15 protein-coding genes are annotated in these 15,821 nt (G+C 39.9%); 8 read left to right on the top strand and 7 right to left on the bottom strand.

What is annotated here, in order from left to right:
* The 4 genes from ACMZ6Z_RS07690 to rnhC form a co-directional block, all read right to left on the bottom strand.
* The coding region (locus tag ACMZ6Z_RS07690) for a MucBP domain-containing protein (RefSeq protein ID WP_416131982.1) at positions 1 to 1,987 on the bottom strand (1,987 nt) is incomplete at its 3' end.
* Between the two features lie 479 nt (positions 1,988 to 2,466).
* Complete coding sequence (locus ACMZ6Z_RS07685; protein WP_416131981.1) at positions 2,467 to 4,959, bottom strand: ATP-dependent RecD-like DNA helicase; 2,493 nt, start codon at positions 4,957 to 4,959, stop codon at positions 2,467 to 2,469.
* 447 nt (positions 4,960 to 5,406) lie between these two features.
* Positions 5,407 to 6,000, bottom strand: a complete 594-nt coding sequence (gene lepB / locus ACMZ6Z_RS07680) for a signal peptidase I (RefSeq protein WP_416131980.1) — start codon at positions 5,998 to 6,000, stop codon at positions 5,407 to 5,409.
* A 13-nt stretch (positions 6,001 to 6,013) separates the two neighbouring features.
* The gene (gene rnhC / locus ACMZ6Z_RS07675) at positions 6,014 to 6,925 is read right to left on the bottom strand and encodes a ribonuclease HIII (RefSeq protein WP_416131984.1); all 912 of its coding nucleotides are present in this window, start codon (positions 6,923 to 6,925) and stop codon (positions 6,014 to 6,016) included.
* Between the two features lie 148 nt (positions 6,926 to 7,073).
* On the opposite strand from rnhC, the gene ACMZ6Z_RS07670 reads away from it, so the two are divergent.
* The 5 genes from ACMZ6Z_RS07670 (at position 7,074) to radA (ending at position 12,457) form a co-directional block, all read left to right on the top strand.
* Positions 7,074 to 7,535, top strand: a complete 462-nt coding sequence (locus ACMZ6Z_RS07670) for a BlaI/MecI/CopY family transcriptional regulator (RefSeq protein ID WP_416131979.1) — start codon at positions 7,074 to 7,076, stop codon at positions 7,533 to 7,535.
* A 21-nt stretch (positions 7,536 to 7,556) separates the two neighbouring features.
* The gene (locus ACMZ6Z_RS07665) at positions 7,557 to 7,931 is read left to right on the top strand and encodes a cupredoxin domain-containing protein (protein WP_416131978.1); all 375 of its coding nucleotides are present in this window, start codon (positions 7,557 to 7,559) and stop codon (positions 7,929 to 7,931) included.
* 41 nt (positions 7,932 to 7,972) lie between these two features.
* On the top strand, positions 7,973 to 9,916 hold the full coding sequence (locus tag ACMZ6Z_RS07660; RefSeq protein ID WP_416131977.1) for a copper-translocating P-type ATPase: 1,944 nt from the start codon (positions 7,973 to 7,975) through the stop codon (positions 9,914 to 9,916).
* A 714-nt stretch (positions 9,917 to 10,630) separates the two neighbouring features.
* Complete coding sequence (locus ACMZ6Z_RS07655; protein ID WP_416131976.1) at positions 10,631 to 11,080, top strand: dUTP diphosphatase; 450 nt, start codon at positions 10,631 to 10,633, stop codon at positions 11,078 to 11,080.
* Positions 11,081 to 11,095: 15 nt separating this feature from the next.
* The gene (gene radA / locus ACMZ6Z_RS07650; protein WP_416131983.1) at positions 11,096 to 12,457 is read left to right on the top strand and encodes a DNA repair protein RadA; all 1,362 of its coding nucleotides are present in this window, start codon (positions 11,096 to 11,098) and stop codon (positions 12,455 to 12,457) included.
* Positions 12,458 to 12,514: 57 nt separating this feature from the next.
* Here radA and ACMZ6Z_RS07645 read toward each other — a convergent pair whose 3' ends face one another.
* On the bottom strand, positions 12,515 to 13,000 hold the full coding sequence (locus ACMZ6Z_RS07645; RefSeq protein ID WP_416131975.1) for a TipAS antibiotic-recognition domain-containing protein: 486 nt from the start codon (positions 12,998 to 13,000) through the stop codon (positions 12,515 to 12,517).
* Between the two features lie 98 nt (positions 13,001 to 13,098).
* On the bottom strand, positions 13,099 to 13,242 hold the full coding sequence (locus ACMZ6Z_RS07640) for a MerR family DNA-binding transcriptional regulator (RefSeq protein ID WP_416131974.1): 144 nt from the start codon (positions 13,240 to 13,242) through the stop codon (positions 13,099 to 13,101).
* 121 nt (positions 13,243 to 13,363) lie between these two features.
* On the opposite strand from ACMZ6Z_RS07640, the gene rlmB reads away from it, so the two are divergent.
* The 3 genes from rlmB (at position 13,364) to rpsI (ending at position 15,263) form a co-directional block, all read left to right on the top strand.
* Positions 13,364 to 14,113: a 23S rRNA (guanosine(2251)-2'-O)-methyltransferase RlmB gene (gene rlmB, locus ACMZ6Z_RS07635; protein WP_416131973.1), complete on the top strand. Its 750-nt coding sequence runs from the start codon at positions 13,364 to 13,366 to the stop codon at positions 14,111 to 14,113.
* A 284-nt stretch (positions 14,114 to 14,397) separates the two neighbouring features.
* A complete protein-coding gene (rplM, locus tag ACMZ6Z_RS07630; RefSeq protein ID WP_018380541.1) occupies positions 14,398 to 14,844 on the top strand; it encodes a 50S ribosomal protein L13 in 447 nt (148 codons plus the stop codon).
* Between the two features lie 26 nt (positions 14,845 to 14,870).
* A complete protein-coding gene (gene rpsI, locus ACMZ6Z_RS07625; RefSeq protein ID WP_416131972.1) occupies positions 14,871 to 15,263 on the top strand; it encodes a 30S ribosomal protein S9 in 393 nt (130 codons plus the stop codon).
* A 138-nt stretch (positions 15,264 to 15,401) separates the two neighbouring features.
* On the opposite strand, the gene ACMZ6Z_RS07620 is transcribed toward rpsI, so the two are convergent.
* Positions 15,402 to 15,734, bottom strand: coding sequence for a tyrosine-type recombinase/integrase (locus tag ACMZ6Z_RS07620; RefSeq protein WP_416131971.1), 333 nt, complete (start codon positions 15,732 to 15,734; stop codon positions 15,402 to 15,404).
* Positions 15,735 to 15,821: the final 87 nt, after the last annotated feature.

Genomic DNA, 15,821 nt, shown 5'->3' with positions numbered 1-15,821 from the left:
GTTTTAGCCCAGTTGCTGTTTTTTCTGTTTTTAGGAGCTCGTATCCATTTATAGTCAACGGCTCAGCGATTTCAGTTTTAAAGATGGTATCGGCTAATTTATTGCCTTTTTCATCTAGAAACTCTGTTGTTTTAATGGTTTCTTTTTCATCCGCTGTCGGTGGATTGTTTGGTATGCTTGTCGTGTGTTTTTCATAAACATAGGTTACTACTGTATCTGTATTTGTGAATAAACCTTGTTCATTTCCTTCTACACGCAATAACTCATAACCAGAAATTGTTTTTGGCGTTGTTGTATATGGTGTATCTATCGCCTCTTGTGTCACCACTGGCGCTTCTAATGCTATACCATCTGTATTAACATATTGTACTGTCAATTTACCTTTTTGTTTTGGAACAGTAATTGAACGTACAAACGGTACGGCATATGCACCTGTATCATTTGCAATTTCTGCAGGTAATTTACCTACGATAGTATCTTGTGCATCACTTGCTGCATAAGTATACGCTACTTGGAATGTCTTATCTGAATTTTGTGCTTTACTTAATTCTACTTTTAATTCATCTAATGTGTATTCTTTAGCTGTAAATCCGTTACCGTCATCCAGTCTCACCTTAACACGTGTGACATCTACAGTAACATCATCCCCGTTTGCTAATTTACCATTATCCATAACATTAAAACTGTTGACACCTAAATCGTTATCGAATGTTTTTTCGTCAAATTGAACTGGTGTCGCTAAATCTCCAAAATTTGTGAAGTATGGTCTTGTAATCTCGATTTTGTAGCTAGTTTCATTTGGTGAATATAACTGTTTACCGTTTGATGCTATGGGCGTTGTAATATTCGTTGCTCTTTCTGTATACACGTAGTATGTAACATCTACAATCGTTTTGGAATCAGTTTGACGTGTTGCTTCTAATTGCGTAAAATCTGTATCATGATCTGATTGACGATAAAAACCATTGATTTGCAATTGTGCACCTGTACCAATGGGTACTTTTTTATTGTTATCAATTGCTTTTAATAGCGAAGATGTTTTTTGAGTCAATTCATTAACACCGATATCATGAATTGATTCACGACTTTCATCCGGAAAACCAAGTGCACTAAATTGCCCCAAAAAACCTAACTGTGAGTAACCTAAGTGTGTGATATAAACATTTCCTGTTAAATTGAGATACGCATTTGGATTTTGTGCTTTACTTTGAACTGGTACACCGTTAATTGTAGCACTTAAAAACGCACGTGGAGTGTCAAAACCTGCCCCAAAATATTGATGTGCACGCATTGTTAAATAAACATCATTACGTGATTGATTAAAACGCGTTGGAATAATAATGTCATTTTCTGGTGTTAACATATAATCATTAACTGTTGCTACTTCTCCATAACCAATACGATTTGGCATCAAATGGGTATCGCGATTGAATAAGGATAGTTGTCCTTCCGTTGATCCAGCTGGCAAAGAGCCTACTGTTAATCTCGAAAAGAAAATAGGTTTTGAAATGACGTTTTCTCCCCAATAAGCTAATCCTTTGTTAGTGGCAGGTCCTACGTAAGTAATGGGATTAGTTTCTGCTAACACTGGATTAGGGGACAACTTTGCATTATAGACACCCGCTTTGTCTGGAATAGCAACTTCTTGTACACTACCAGGATTTTCACGATAGGCCATAAAATTATCTTCTGGTGAAATATTATTAGCTAAAAAATAATCATTATATGTCATCCCATCTTTATAGACAACTAAACCTTTGGCAGCAGCAGCTTCTAAACTGACTAATAACTCCGTTTCAGTTGTTTTTTCATTTCCGTCAGCTCCGTCTGAAATAACTTTATTTAAAAAACCTTTTGTAATATTATCATCTTGATAATAATTTTTATCTGTCTCCAAATATGTTGTCGCTTCTGCCATCATTGATGGTACAAATAACAGTGCGGTACTAAACGTTAGGGCAGAAAAGAATTTAAATTTTCGTTTCATATATCTATCTCCTTGTTGTTGAAATATTTATAAAGATTCAACATCATTATATCATGTATATAAAAAATTACAATATTTTTTATAGGGAGACAGGATACACGTATGAGCTTCTCTTTGACTTGTTCCAATACTTTTCTCTTCATATGAGTTTTCAGATATTTATCCAAGGTTGTGTTGAGATGACATTTCTTACATCTAAAGCTCATCTTTTAGCTGACATAGATCAGTTTCAATACTTTTAAGCAGAATTTATCCATCTCATTTAAGTTAAAATCTTGCTGGCATCCTCTTGAATAACAACATCCAGTTGTCAATGAAGACTCTAAATATTGCATGTTTCAAACTAAAAAGGCTTTCCTGTCATTATGTTTGCTAGTTTCTTGAGATTTAATGATGGCAAAGCCAGTTCAATCTGTTCTTTCCTTTTGAACTTGCCACTTTAGCTGTCTCAAAAAGCCCTAAAAGCATTTCTTTGTGTTTCAATCAATTCTAAAAAATGCCTTGAAATCATCTCTTGTTAGTCCAGTCATAGGATCAATGGTCAAGCTATTTTCAGGTGTGAGGCGATACTGCTTGTCTTTATCCATAGGGTTATGAACACCCTTATCCACAACATGTGGACAAGTTTCGTTTTCTTGGGAAAAACCTTTAGTATCAATGCTTTGATTGCTCTTATCAGGAGGATTTTGTAGAGACTTATCCCCAGATGATGGCGTTGATCTGGTTTGTTTTGTGGATAACTGATTAGCAGGAGGGGAGTCAATGTCACTATCTTGGAAACGCTCAACCAAACAGGTTTGGCGAATTGCTCCTTGGGTCTGAACAGCCTTGTCAAATGCCGTCACTTCACCTAGGAGGATAAGTTTACTTTTGGAGCGCGTGATAGCCGTATAAATTAGGTTACGTTGCAGCATTCGTCCACTTTGATGGGTGATGGGCAAAATAACCACTTGGAATTCACTTCCTTGTGATTTATGGATAGACATGGCATAGGCTAGCGTGATTTTTCCCCACTCGTTACGGGGGTAGATCACTTCATTACCATCGAATTCGATGGTGATTTCATCTTGTTTACTCTCGGTGTATTTGGCGGGGAGAAGGTCGGTGATGTAGCCGATGTCACCGTTGAAGACATTATTGTCCGCATCGTTGACCAAATGTAGTACCTTATCCTTTGGTCTGAAATGTTGGTCATTAAAGGTGAAGGATAGCTGATCTTCTAAGGGATTGATGAGGTCTTGGAGCAGGGTATTGAGGTGATTGATGCCAGCCTCACCTTTATACATGGGTGCTAGGATTTGGATTTCTTGAGGAGCAATGCCACTGTTGATTGCAGCAGTGACGATTTTGGTTACCATTTGAGGGATATGGTTAGCCTTGGCCTCAAAGTAGGAGCGATCAGGTTTTTTCTCTCTGAAATCACTAGGGAGTTGTCCTTGTCTTATGTGACTGGCTAGAGTGACGATGGTAGAGTCTTCAGATTGCCGGAAAATCTTTTCCAGACGGACTTGGGGGAGCGACTCGATCTTTAAGATATCAGCCAGCACTTGTCCTGGTCCAACAGAAGGTAGTTGGTCACTATCGCCTACGATAATCAGCTGACTACGTGTGGCAATGGCACTCAAGAGTTGATTGGCCAACCAAGTATCAACCATGGAAAATTCATCAACAATGATTAAATCAGCGTCCAGATAATCATCTAAGGTCTGGTAATCCTCACCATCTCCAGTCAGTCCCAGGTGCCTATGAATCGTGGCGGCAGGTAGTCCCGTTAGCTCATTCATACGTCTGGCAGCACGTCCCGTCGGAGCCGCTAACAAAATAGGTGTCTCCTGTTTTTGTGGGGCAAGCTGATGGAGGTTGGTATAGGCCTCTATAATACCATTGATGACTGTCGTTTTGCCCGTTCCTGGTCCACCAGTCAAGATAAAGACACGGCTGGTTAAAGCCTTGGTGATGGCCTCTTTTTGGATGGTGTCATAGGTTAAGTTGAGTTTTTCTTGGACACGTTCGATTTCTTTTTCGATGCTTTCTGCTGAGAAATCTAAGGTGTCATCAGCTGCCAATAGGCGTGTGAGATGCTTGTGGATGCCTGCTTCTGCGTGATAGAGGGTATTGTCAAAAACTTTGGTATCAATTGTTTGCACCTTGCCTTCTTCGATCAGATGTGTTAACTCATCAGCGACAAGACTGGGCTCTAATGCCGCCTGACGGCTAGACTCTAAGAGATAGAGGGTCATTTCTAGCAGGTCACGTGCTTGGGTATAGGTGTTGCCGGTTTGAAGGGCATTTTCGCTCAGACAATGGACAAGTCCTGCACGATAGCGTTGCGCTGCGTCAGCCGCTATTCCTAGTTGTTCAGCGAGTTGATCAGCTATTTTGAACCCAATGCCTTTGATGTCCTCTACTAGCTGATAAGGATTGTCCTCAATAACGGCCAAACTTTGGTCTTGATAGTGATTAAAGATGTGGAGGGCTAGTTTTGAGGAGAGGCCGTACTTGGCTAAGCGTGTTAGGATTTGCTCTGTGCCGTAGTTGAGTTTGAGTTTGGCAAGGAAATTCTCACGGTGTACCTTTGATAAGCCTGAAATGGTATCCAGTCGACTGGGATCCTCTAGGATCTGATCGATAGGATCCTGACCGTAGAGTTCGATGATTTTTTCGGCTGTTTTACGGCCAATGCCTTTAAAATGACTGCTGGAAAAGTAGTGAATCAAACCAGAGGCTGTTGGTCTGGCTCTTTCATAGCGTTCAGCTTGAAGTTGTTGACCGTATTTGGGGTGCTGGACGAGATTACCCCAGAAGGTATAGGATTCGCCCTCAATGATGTCACCGATAGTCCCTGTAATGATGATCTCGGCATCCTCAAAGTCACTGTCAGTATCATCAAGGGTTAAAAGTAAAATCTTGAAAAAATTAGTGGCATTTTCAAAAATAAGGCGATCAATAGTACCAGAAAAATAAGTTGTCATAAGAGTCCTTTGAATGGGTAAACAGAAAGTGACCTGTAAATGAAGCCTGTCAGATGCTTTTAGCATCCACAAGAGAAGACCTCAACTTGCCTAGCGGATGTTTGATTTTAATGATATGTTAGCCATTTGATGATCAGAGTGAATGATCCTTAGGGATATAGTCAAATGAAGTAATTTTCAGACAAGGAACTGAGACGCAGACAGTACAAACAGCTTACTAAACTGTTTGAGGCTGGAGATAAGACAAGCAGAGCTTGTCATATAAGAGCACGGCAAGTTAAAAGCTCAAAGCCTCATGATGAAGTTTTGAGGTCTGAGCCTAGAAATCAAAAAGCGAAGCGTATCAAAGTTAATTCAAAAGGCTATAATACTAAAATGAGCCCAGGAACTTCTTTGTCCCAGACTCTTCAAAAGAATAATAGGCAAGCAGCAGGATAGAAAGGCAGTTTATTTCAATGGGCCGACTTTGTTGATAGGCCAGTAACGAAACTTAACTTCACCGACAATGGCTTCTTTTTGGAAGGTGCCGACATTACGACTATCTTTGGAGACCAGACGGTCATCACCAAGAAGGAAGTAGTGGCCTTCTGGGACAGTGATTTCAAAACTCGCATTTCCAGTGCTATCTTGAGTAAAGGCCTCGCTCGCCTTCGCAAGTGACTGGAAGTAATCACTATAGGCATAGGTTTTTTGGAGCTTGTCCTTTTGATAGAGGGCAATATAAGGCTCAAGGTAACTCTCTTTGGTTTCCTTACCATTCACAAAGAGTTTGTCATTTTCATACTTGATGTGGTCCCCTGGCATGCCAATAACACGCTTAACAATCTGTTTTTTAGTACCACCATCCGTTTCATCAGCTACAACCATATCAAAACGCTCAATCTTGGCCGTTTTGATAACGATTAGTTTTTCACGATCCGCTAGGGTTGGGTCCATGGAGTGACCATCGACTGTCACTGGAAACCAGATAAACCAGCGGGTCAAGAGAAAGACAATGATAAAGAGGATAAAAAATCCCCATTCTTTTAAAAAATGTTTCATGATAAGTCCTTTATTAGGTTAATAGTGCTTGTGCTTTTTGAGTATTGGCAAAGTGTAATTTGGCAGTATGGGCTAGGGCAGTCATTCCATAAGCAGCTAGTAGTTGACTGGCGACTTTATCGGATTTGGCTGAGGCGCCACTGGGCAACTGAAAGCCGACTTCTTGTCCGAGATCTCTAAGATTTTCCAAAAACATAGCGCGTGCAATGATTGATGAAACGGCAACGGCTAGGTAGCGACCTTCCGCTTTTTCCTCAAGTGTGATGGCTTGCTGGATTTGGTTGACTTCTTTGGAGACGTATCTTTGATAGTTGTTTGGTGTTGTGAAAGCATCGATCACAATTTTTTGAGGTGCAATCCCTTTTTGAAGGAGTAGCCAGATTGCTTGATTGTGAAGGGCAACCTTGACAGAGACAGCATTATGCTTTAGCCCTTTTCCAACCACTTGATTGTATTTTTTAGGGGACAATAGCAGGGCTTTGTGAGGGATTTCTTTTTCTAACAAAGGGGCAATCGTCTGAATGTTTTGATCGGTCATTCGCTTGGAATCATCAACACCAAGTGACCTTAGAAAGGCATGATTTTCTGGCTTTACAAAACTAGCGACGACAGCAACACCACCAAAGTAAGAACCATTTCCAACCTCGTCAGTCCCAATCATGGGCATAGCCTGCCCTGCCAGAGAGGATTGTGTATCAGGCTTACTGCTAGTAGAGGGGTTATCTAGCTGTAAAAAGTGTGCTAATGCTTGAGCACCCTGACCTTGTATCACAACTTTTTCTGAAGTATAGGCTAAAAAGGTTGCATTCAAGTGCTTGGCTGCAAAAGAGACATAGGGATTGTGATTACTGATCTGATAAGCAGCCAGTTGCTTAGTAAGACCATTGATCACAGTCTTTTTGAGGTGAAAAACCAAAGTGTTCATAACTGTTATTTTACCACAGTTATAATAAAAATAAAAAGCAAAAAAGTCATGATTAAAGTGACAATCTGGTAAGGTAATCATCTATCTTGACATTTTAAATCTACAAGTGTAAACTTATTTTTATTATCACATTAACTAGGAGGTCTCTTTGGTCACAACTAATCATAACTCAGGGCTTTCATTTACCAACAGAGAATTTACCGTTTCCAATTCAGAATTGGTCATATTAAGAATGATTTGGACTTTGGGTGAGAGGACTGCTCTTCAATTATTTACTGACCTCAGTAGTACTTATTGCTGGTCTTTATCAACTATAAAGACGTTTTTAGCGAGACTTGAGGTAAAAGAATTGATCAGTCATAGAAAGCTTGGACGCCAATTCATCTATCATTCAATCGTTTCGGAACAGGAAATTTTAGATTGCTTGATAGCAGATTTTTTATCAAAAGTTTGCTCCGAACGACATGGTGAGCTGATGACGACGATGCTAGATATCATCGAACTGACGGAAGATAAAAAAAGAGATATCTTGTCCATTTTACAAGAAAAAAGTACAGTTCTCAGTGTCACATGTAATTGTGTCGAAAAGAGCAAAGACTGTGACTGTTAGTTCTCGTAAGAAGGAGGTTTTATGATGTTACAGATTGTACTATTGATTCTAGGTGTTTTAACCATTTGCTTTATTGGGTGGTGGTTTTTTGGTGAGCACGACATCAGCCAAGCCCTAGCAGTGGTTTCTGATGAGGGACAAAAAGCAAGAATAATAGTTGAAGGTGGCTACACTCCCTCTCTTCTAAAAGGGAAAGCAGGCCACCCTCTTGAGCTGATCTTTCATCGAAAAGATCCATCAACCTGCTTAGAGAAAGTTATTTTTCCTGAGTTAGGTGTTGAGGCATCGTTGCCTCTTTTTGAAGATGTGATCATTTCGATTGACACATCAAGAAAAGGTGAGATTACCTATACATGTGGGATGCACATGTATCACGGCAATATTATTATAGAATAACTAGCGATATTAGTAAGTTGGTAGGGAGCTTAATATTTAATATGACGATGAAAAAACGATTGATAATTAGTTTAATAGGCGCTATTCCATTAGTGAGTAATATGCTGCTAGCTTTCAATGGTCACATGATTGGTGGTGAAAAATATGCTGCTTGGTTTCAATTACTCTTTGGCTCAGTAGCTTACTGGGGAGCTGGTTTACCCTATCTGAAATCGGCATGGGCGGCATTCAAGAATCATCGTGCCACTATGGATACTCTTATCGGTTTAGGGACAAGCATTTCTTATGGTTATAGTCTTTTAAGGGTTTTTGAGGATCCCATGGCAACCTATTTTGAAACCGTAGCAGTGATTTTGAGCCTTGTTTTATTGGGTGCATTGCTTGAAGAACGTATGAAAAGCTCTGCGTCAACAGCTGTTGAAAAATTGATGGATTTACAAGCAAAAGACGCCGAGGTTCTTCGAAATGGTAATTTTTTAAGGCTTCCAATTGAGTCTATTGTTCCTGGAGATACGGTGAGAGTTCGTCCAGGAGAAAAAATAGCCACAGATGGTAAGATTATTGAAGGGAAGTCATTTTTAGATGAATCAATGGTCACTGGAGAAGCTATGCCTGTAACGAAAATGCCAGGAGATAGTGTCATTGGTGCCACAATAAATCATAATGGAACCTTTCTGTTTAAGGTTACAAAAGTTGGTACAGACACCGTTTTATCTCATATCGCTACTATGGTAAAAGAGGCTCAACACTCTCGTGCCCCTATTCAAAAAACAGTTGATAAACTAACAACTATTTTTGTTCCTCTTGTTCTCGTCATTGCTATTGTCACCTTCTTGACTTGGTTTGTCTTTGTTGGTTCAGATTTCGCTACTGCATTAGAGTACTCTGTTGCTGTTTTGATTATTGCCTGTCCTTGTGCCTTAGGAATTGCGACACCTACGGCTTTGCTTATTGGGACGGGGCGTGCAGCTAAACTGGGTATTTTAATTAAAAATGCTGAGGTACTAGAATCTATCCATAATATTAGGACTGTTATTCTTGATAAGACAGGTACAATAACTGTAGGAAAACCCAGGGTAACGGATGTTATTCCCTTTAAAGGCTATTCGACGGCAAAGATACTATCGCTCGCTTCAGGATTAGAGGCATTATCAGAGCACCCCCTTGCAAAAGCAATCATTGCTAAAGCTGAAGCAGAACAGATAAAGCCAGATAAAGTCGAAAACTTCGATACTATTCCTGGAAAAGGTGTCACGGCTTTGATTAATGGTAAGCCTGCCTTTGTTGGCAATGATAAGTTAGCAGATGATTTCAAGGTGAACTTAGATTTTAGAAATAAGATGGAGACGTTACAATCACAAGCCAAAACGGTTGTGATTGTCGGGTATGATTACGATGTTATTGCAATAATTGGTATTCAAGACACTCCTAAATCAAGCTCTAAGAAGGCTGTTAAGACCATGCACAAAGCGGGTTTCAAAACAGTAATGTTAACAGGGGATAATACTTTTGTAGCAAAAGAAATTGCTACTGAAGTCGGTATCAAGACTATTTTCGCGGATTTGTTACCTTGTGATAAATCAAAAACAGTAGCAAGGTTACAAGAAAATAGTGCCACAGCATTTGTAGGAGATGGCATTAACGATGCACCTGCTTTATCGACGGCAACAGTCGGCATAGCAATGGGATCAGGGAGTGATATTGCCATTGAATCTGGCGACATTATCCTAGTTAAGAATGATTTAATGTCTGCTGTCACTGCTCTCGTATTAGCTAAAAAAATTTACAATAGGATTATCATTAATCTATTTTGGGCTTTTATTTATAATATTGTAAGCATCCCCATTGCAGCAGGAGTATTTTCAACATTTGGGATAACATTGGTTCCTGAAATCGCGGGGCTTGCAATGGCACTGAGTTCTATAACTGTAGTCACAAGTTCACTTTTATTGAATCGCGTGACCCTACCAGTCAAATCCCCTTAGAAGCTTGCGCCACAGTCGGAGGTAATCTAACACTCATCTAAAATCAAAACCTAATTGTTTGTAAGCATTATTGCTTGATGATGGTTTTTAACAGTCTAACAATCTAATACTTGCACCATAAATTGTTATTAGCTTCACAATGGTGTTTTTAGATTTTTTTGAAATTTATTGAGTATGAGGCCTTTATGTATTCTTTTTAGTATGGGACTCAAATTTAACTTATTCTCAATCACTTAAAAATAGTAAGCGTCCAATAATAAAATGTCTAGTAAACCTCTCACCGCTCTAGAAGACTGTTAGTAGAAAAACAGAATTAGAGGCTATTGTGATGTTACAACCTATTGTTCCTTTGAAAACACCCTAATCTCGTCGCTTCAATCAGAAAAACCGATGTTTTAGCACGCCAAACGCATGAAAAAATGCATGAAACTATTTCCTAGCTACATGCATTTTTTAGAAATTTTCTTGAAACTATTTCGATAACCGATACTACATTTGTTCATCTCGTATGAATTATACCACAAATTTCATCTAAAAAGTCACTATTTGTCTAGAAAAGCGCTCTCTGAAACCGAAGTTTTCTTCATGCGTTTGTCGTGTATGTTTTGGTCTCATAAAAGAGGACATCTTCTTATGATACAATAAGTCCTTGTAAATAGCTTTTTTTTATCGAATATTTTATAATGGAAAGACTATTTACAAAGGATAATAAAAATGACCAAATTACGTGGATTTGAATTGATTACAGCCTTTGAGGGGCAAGATGATTTGCTCCCCAAGCGTGAAACAGCTCATGCAGCAGGCTATGATTTGAAGGTTGCCGTAGAGACGACCATTGAGCCAAGGGAAATCGTTTTAGTACCGACAGGGGTAAAGGCTTATATGCAGGATCAAGAGGTGCTGTGCCTTTATGATCGCTCGTCAAATCCTCGTAAGAAAGGATTGATTTTAATCAACTCTGTGGGTGTGATTGATGGGGATTACTATAACAATCCCAACAACGAAGGTCATATTTTTGCCCAAATGCAAAATATTTCAGACCAAGCGGTTCGTTTGGAAAAAGGAGACCGTATTGTCCAAGGCGTCTTTGCCCCATTTTTAGTGGCTGATGGCGACGATGCAGAAGGTGTGCGCACAGGCGGTTTTGGCAGTACCGGAACATAGGCAAGGAGGTTTATTATCGCTAAGAAAAAATCAACCTTTATCTGTCAAGAATGTGGCTACAACTCTCCTAAATACCTAGGGCGCTGCCCCAACTGTTCAGCCTGGTCTTCTTTTGTCGAAGAAGTGGAAGTTCAAGAGGTAAAAAACGCGCGTGTCAGTTTGACAGGTGAAAAAACACGACCAATCAAGTTAAAAGACGTGGATTCTATCCATTATGCCCGGACTAAAACGGATATGGATGAGTTTAACCGGGTTCTTGGTGGCGGTGTTGTCCCAGGTAGCCTGGTTCTTATCGGTGGTGATCCTGGTATTGGGAAATCAACGCTTCTCTTGCAAGTATCGACTCAATTAGCCAACCGTGGCACGGTTCTTTATGTCTCGGGAGAAGAATCGGCTGAGCAGATAAAACTTCGAAGTGAGCGTCTAGGCGATATTGATAATGAATTTTACCTTTATGCCGAAACCAACATGCAGCATGTCCGTGCTGAAATTGAGAAAATCAAGCCAGATTTTTTGATTATTGACTCTATCCAGACCATCATGAGTCCTGAAATCTCCAGTGTCCAAGGCTCTGTGTCACAAGTACGTGAGGTAACGGCGGAGCTGATGAATTTGGCTAAAACCAATAATATTGCTACCTTTATCGTCGGTCATGTGACCAAAGAAGGAACACTGGCTGGGCCTCGGATGCTGGAGCACATGGTGGATACGGTGCTTTATTTTGAAGGGGAGCGCCATCATACCTTTCGTATCTTGCGCGCTGTTAAGAACCGCTTTGGATCAACCAATGAAATCGGGATTTTTGAGATGCGCTCAGGCGGTTTGGTTGAGGTGCTCAATCCAAGTCAGGTTTTTTTAGAAGAGCGTTTGGATGGGGCAACAGGCTCTGCTATTGTGGTCACCATGGAAGGTTCTCGTCCTATTTTAGCAGAGGTTCAAGCTCTTGTGACACCGACGGTTTTTGGAAATGCTAAACGCACGACGACGGGATTAGATTTTAATCGGGTTAGCTTGATTATGGCGGTTCTGGAAAAACGATGTGGTCTGCTCTTGCAAAATCAAGATGCCTACCTCAAGTCAGCGGGAGGAGTTAAGCTGGATGAGCCAGCTATTGATCTTGCTGTTGCGATAGCTATTGCTTCAAGTTACAAGGAAAAACCAACCAACCCCCAAGACGCTTTCATCGGTGAAATTGGTCTGACAGGTGAAATTCGCCGCGTGACACGCATCGAACAGCGGATCAACGAAGCCGCTAAACTAGGCTTTACCAAAATCTACGCTCCCAAAAATTCCCTCCAAGGAATTGATATCCCAAATAACATCCAAGTTATCGGCGTCTCAACCGTTGGAGAGGTCTTGACAAAAGTGTTTGCTTAACAGTATTTACAAAAGCACCTGCTTATATTTAGTAGGTGCTTTTCAGATTATAAAATATTATTGGCAGTAACATTCAATAGCTTTGTTTACAAATAGCGCCGTTCCTTCTCCTGCAAACCCATCAATATTTTGCGTGAAGTCACTATCATCCATATACATTTTACCAAGGCTGAGTAAGATGTCGTTTGAACAATGGTAGAAATGATTTGTTATAAAGTCTTGTAGTTTTTTGACTAAGGTCTGTGCCTCCTTTGAGTCGTAGTTATCTGATTTGATTTTTCCAAATGCTGCAAAAATCATCATTAACTGTTGATTGATTATGCTGACTTCACTAATATTTCTAGTTTTTTCCTGAAACTCTTTGAATGCCTCTGTGTCGCCCCAGAATGCTTTGGCTTGTTTTTTGTAGTTATCAATTTTCTTTTTATCAAATGCTGTAAATTCCATATTGTTTATCTCCATTTCTCTTATACTTTCAGCAAAGTTAATTAGGCTTTCTAAGCGCTCCTTTTTTAAAGTTAATAACTCAATTTGCTGTTCCAAGGCTTTCTGTTTATCAAAATGCTGATTATTGAGGATTTCCTTGATATCTGTTAAGGGAAATTCTAATTCTCTAAATAGCAGAATTTGCTGCAGAGTTTCTAGGTTCTTGTCACTGTATAATCGATAGCCAGCTCAGAATAGCTAGTTGGATTCAGTAAGCCAATTTCGTCATAATATTGCAAGGTTCTAACACTTACACCCGCTATTTTACTGGCTTCTTTTATCGTTTTTATGATAATCATCTCCTTTCCATACTGTTATCATAAACGATGACGTAGCGTCATTGTCAAGTAGTTATTAAAATAAATCAGTTTAGTTAATAGAAAGCACCCATTTCCACCTTTCCATGTTATAATGATTCTTATGAAAGAAAAACATCAAGAACAAGAACAAAATGATATGGTTTATGGTGTCCATGCGGTCACTGAAAGTCTAGAAGCTAACACAGGTAATAAACTTTATATCCAAGATGACCTTAAAGGGAAAAATGTGGCTAACATCAAGGCTCTTGCAGCAGAGAAAAAGGTTTCTATCTCTTGGACATCAAAGAAAAGTTTGTCTGAGATGACAGATGGTGCTGTTCACCAAGGCTTTGTCCTTCGTGTCTCAGCCTTTGCTTATGCTGAGCTGGATGATATTCTCAAAAAAGCAGAAAGCGAAGATAATCCTTTGATTTTGATTTTGGATGGCTTGACGGATCCTCATAACTTTGGTTCTATCTTGCGAACAGCTGACGCGACCAAGGTGGCAGGAGTTATTATTCCTAAACACAGGGCTGTCGGTGTCACGCCAGTCGTTGCTAAAACCTCTACTGGTGCGGTTCAACATGTACCGATTGCCCGTGTGACTAATCTTATTCAAACCCTTGATAAGCTCAAGGAAGCTGGTTTCTGGACATTTGGAACGGATATGAATGGTACGCCATCCCACAAATGGAATACCAGCGGAAAACTTGCTTTGATTATCGGAAATGAAGGTAAAGGGATTTCCCAAAACATCAAAAAACAAGTGGATGAGATGATTACGATCCCTATGGCAGGTCATGTGCAAAGCCTCAATGCTAGTGTCGCAGCGGCAGTACTGATGTATGAGGTCTTTCGTCATAAGCAGTAGCGTTGTCAACAGTAGTGGGTTCATTTTAAAAAGCAGGACTGGATGGGGTTAGTCCATCCTCAGTAGTCGATTGATCATGTGATTGGTGCCAATGCTCAAACTAAAGACAAAAATAACAAATAAGAGGCTCAAAGTACTTGACTTGGGTCTATTATTTTTGATATGATATTAGACGGTATTGTTTACCCCATTTGAAAGGCCCCGGAACCTTCCAAATACCTTTGATGGGACGGAACACCCATCACACTTGTAAACAAATATTACGAATTCGTATAGGAGAAATCATGAACAAAACAACTTTCATGGCTAAACCAGGCCAAGTTGAGCGCAAATGGTACGTTGTTGACGCAACAGATGTGCCACTTGGACGTCTTTCTGCAGTAGTTGCTAGCGTACTTCGCGGAAAAAACAAACCAACTTTCACACCACATACTGATACTGGTGACTTTGTGATTGTTATCAATGCTGAAAAAGTGAAATTAACTGGTAAAAAAGCAACTGATAAAATCTATTACACTCACTCAATGTATCCAGGTGGATTGAAACAAATCTCTGCTGGTGAACTTCGTTCTAAAAACGCTGTGCGTTTGATCGAAAAATCAGTTAAAGGGATGCTTCCACACAATACTCTTGGACGCGCACAAGGGATGAAATTGAAAGTCTTCACAGGTGCTGAGCACACACACGCTGCTCAACAACCAGAAGTACTTGACATCTCAGGACTTATCTAATCTAAGAGGAAAGGAGCAACATAAATATGGCACAAGCACAATATGCAGGTACTGGTCGTCGTAAGAATGCGGTTGCCCGCGTTCGTTTGGTACCAGGTACTGGAAAAATTACAGTCAATCACAAGGATGTTGAAGAATACATCCCACACGCAGACCTACGTCTTGTTATCAACCAACCATTTGCAGTGACATCAACTGAAGGTTCATACGATGTTTTTGTAAACGTTAATGGTGGTGGATACGGTGGTCAATCAGGTGCAATCCGTCATGGTATTGCGCGTGCACTTCTTGAAGTAGACCCAGACTTCCGCGATTCATTGAAACGCGCTGGACTTCTGACACGTGACGCACGTATGGTTGAACGTAAAAAAGCAGGTCTTAAGAAAGCTCGTAAAGCTTCACAATTCTCAAAACGTTAATATCCAGTTATATCAACGTTTACAGGCACTTTGCAAGTCACTTGCAAGGTGTCTTTTTTTGTGGAAAAGTGGGTTTGGTAATCCTTTTGGTAATCTCTTAAGACCTGGTTAAATTTGGTTGGAAAAAGAAAGCTAGGGTTATTTAGCTTTATCGATGTATTCGGCGAATCTGGTAATGGGTTGTTTTTCGCCAGTTTGTGTAGCATGACTGTAAGTATCCAAGGTCATTTGACTACTGGCATGTCCTAAATGTTTAGCAGCATTCACAGGATCTACTCCCATTTCAATCATCAAGGTAGCAAAGGTGTTCCTGAAACTGTGAGGACTGGTTTTTAGTTTGTACTTGTGAATAGCCCGTTTTAAGAGAGTATTGAGATAGTCAGTATCTAAGTGTTCAATCATCTCTTCATGATGACAACAGAGGAATAGGTAATCTTTTTGGATAGAAATAGAAGTGATGGTTAATTGCACTTTCCTTTTGATGTTTTGTATCAGATGGAGAAATCCTTAGACCTCTTGAGAAAACGTGTAAGAAACAGGGGAAAATGGTATAATATA

Source organism: Streptococcus pluranimalium, assembly GCF_047785705.1.
GTDB classification, from domain to species: Bacteria; Bacillota; Bacilli; order Lactobacillales; family Streptococcaceae; genus Streptococcus; species Streptococcus pluranimalium_A.
This window is presented reverse-complemented; position numbering and strand designations above follow the sequence as displayed.

Excerpts from the sequence above, each read along its gene's own strand:
- rlmB (WP_416131973.1), top strand. The coding sequence starts at position 13,364 with ATGAAAGAAAAACATCAAGAACAAGAACAAAATGATATGGTTTATGGT.
- rnhC (WP_416131984.1), bottom strand. The coding sequence starts at position 6,925 with ATGAACACTTTGGTTTTTCACCTCAAAAAGACTGTGATCAATGGTCTT.
- rpsI (WP_416131972.1), top strand. The coding sequence starts at position 14,871 with ATGGCACAAGCACAATATGCAGGTACTGGTCGTCGTAAGAATGCGGTT.
- rplM (WP_018380541.1), top strand. The coding sequence starts at position 14,398 with ATGAACAAAACAACTTTCATGGCTAAACCAGGCCAAGTTGAGCGCAAA.
- ACMZ6Z_RS07640 (WP_416131974.1), bottom strand. The coding sequence starts at position 13,242 with ATGATTATCATAAAAACGATAAAAGAAGCCAGTAAAATAGCGGGTGTA.
- ACMZ6Z_RS07655 (WP_416131976.1), top strand. The coding sequence starts at position 10,631 with ATGACCAAATTACGTGGATTTGAATTGATTACAGCCTTTGAGGGGCAA.
- ACMZ6Z_RS07660 (WP_416131977.1), top strand. The coding sequence starts at position 7,973 with ATGACGATGAAAAAACGATTGATAATTAGTTTAATAGGCGCTATTCCA.
- lepB (WP_416131980.1), bottom strand. The coding sequence starts at position 6,000 with ATGAAACATTTTTTAAAAGAATGGGGATTTTTTATCCTCTTTATCATT.
- ACMZ6Z_RS07685 (WP_416131981.1), bottom strand. The coding sequence starts at position 4,959 with ATGACAACTTATTTTTCTGGTACTATTGATCGCCTTATTTTTGAAAAT.
- ACMZ6Z_RS07665 (WP_416131978.1), top strand. The coding sequence starts at position 7,557 with ATGATGTTACAGATTGTACTATTGATTCTAGGTGTTTTAACCATTTGC.